This is a genomic window from Terrisporobacter othiniensis (assembly GCF_000808015.1).
GTDB classification, from domain to species: Bacteria; Bacillota; Clostridia; order Peptostreptococcales; family Peptostreptococcaceae; genus Terrisporobacter; species Terrisporobacter muris.
The window spans coordinates 1-1,663 of sequence record NZ_JWHR01000106.1; the positions used below are offsets into that span (position 1 = coordinate 1).

The 1,663-nt window shown below is 23.3% G+C and carries 2 protein-coding genes; both read left to right on the forward strand.

Features of this window, described 5'->3' with window-relative positions; translation table 11 throughout:
- The first annotated feature begins 50 nt into the window (after nt 1-50).
- Nucleotides 51-662, forward strand: a complete 612-nt coding sequence (locus QX51_RS11715; RefSeq protein WP_052233027.1) for a hypothetical protein — start codon at nt 51-53, stop codon at nt 660-662.
- 37 nt (nt 663-699) lie between these two features.
- Nucleotides 700-1,533 carry a hypothetical protein gene (locus QX51_RS11720; protein ID WP_039680100.1) on the forward strand — a complete coding sequence of 278 codons (834 nt, stop codon included), beginning with the start codon at nt 700-702 and terminating at the stop codon, nt 1,531-1,533.
- Nucleotides 1,534-1,663 lie beyond the last annotated feature (130 nt).

Below are 1,663 nucleotides of genomic sequence, written 5' to 3' on the forward strand. Positions count from 1 at the left end.
GAAAGAAATTTATGGTACAATTATAAAAAAGGAATATGACGGAGGCAATTATGAATTCTAAAGACAGAATAGAATTATTTCTAAAATATCAAAAACAAAATATGTCCTTTGAAGATATTTCTAATAAATTAGAAATGAAAGCATCCACACTTAGAAGAAGTTTAAATAAGAATGGATATAAATCAGTAAAAGGAATATATGTAAAATCTACTGACGAGTCTCAGATATCATTTGAAGATGTTAAGGATACAAAAAAAAGTTCTAAAAGTAAGATAAAAGGAAATAATAATACAAAAGAAATAAATAAAAATAAGGAAACTATAAATAGTAAAGAAAAAGTAAACAAAAAGAAAACAACTACACCTAAAAAGGATAAAAAGATAAATATAAGTCAAGAAGATATAGACAAATTATGTGAAGTTTATGATTGGTATATTGAAGTGAAGGATAATAAAGCATTTAAACCTAAGAAATTATCTAGCAAAAAGGATGTTTTATTAGACGAAACTAATATCAATGATTTTAAATCGGTTAATATTAGAGTTGATAAACAGACATGGGAAGACTTTGAGAGATTATGTAGCAACTCATCTTTCAATAAGAAAGAGATTATAACACAAGCACTGAAAGACTTTATGAAGACATATAAGAATCTTCTTTAATAATAGACCTATTAAAATGAAAATGAGGTACAAATATATGAATAATACTATGAAAAAATCAATATTACTTATTCTTATATTTATAATTTTAATAATTGGTATAAATATTTTTATGAGTACGAAAGAAACAAAATATAGTGAATATGAATCGGCAACGATTAATAGTAATAATGCAAAAACATTGCAAATAGATAGTAATAAAATTACTAACTTATCTACAAGAAGTGGAAGTGATACAACTTCTATGACTAGTATAAAAAATACATCTAATTTGAATTTAAGTCAAATAATTATATATTATGATGAACTTGATGAAAATGGTAAAGTAATATCTGAGTCAAAAACTAATATTGATATAACACTAAGTCCAAAAGAAGTTATGCAGGTAAGATTTACACCAAAAGATTATACTTATTCCATAGAAATTACGGGTTATACATATATAGCGGAAGATTGTAGTGTAGTTGTAGATTTAAAGGATAATGAAACAAAAATTTTTGAGAATAAAAAATACTTAGAAAATAGTAAAAATTACGATGTAATATCAATAAGCAAAGTAAATAAAAGTAAATCTCAAAAAGATGATTTAAATTTTAGTATAGAAATTGAAAATATATCAGATAAAAACTTAGGTAATATTGTTTTAAAAGTTGCAGAAATAAACCAAAATAGAGAAATCGTAAGAGTTGATCATATTATATATAATTCTATTTTAAAACCAGAACAAAAAGATGAGATTATAAGTTCTCTGTATGATTCAGATTACGATGTTAAAATTTTAGGATATACATATGATGATATGGAAAATAAGAGTAATGTAGATATTGACTTGATTACAAATAAAGTAAATATAATAGACAATGGACAATAGTTATTAGGAATATTTCAAATCTTATTTGGGGTATTCCTTTTGTTTAGAGTAAATAAATTATAAAATCCAATTTATTTAAATGAAAATATTTCGCCAATGTAGTGACTAATATGAGCGAAGCGAATTTTTT

Coding starts and splice junctions, on each gene's coding strand:
- QX51_RS11720 (WP_039680100.1), top strand. CDS start 700: ATGAATAATACTATGAAAAAATCAATATTACTTATTCTTATATTTATA.
- QX51_RS11715 (WP_052233027.1), top strand. CDS start 51: ATGAATTCTAAAGACAGAATAGAATTATTTCTAAAATATCAAAAACAA.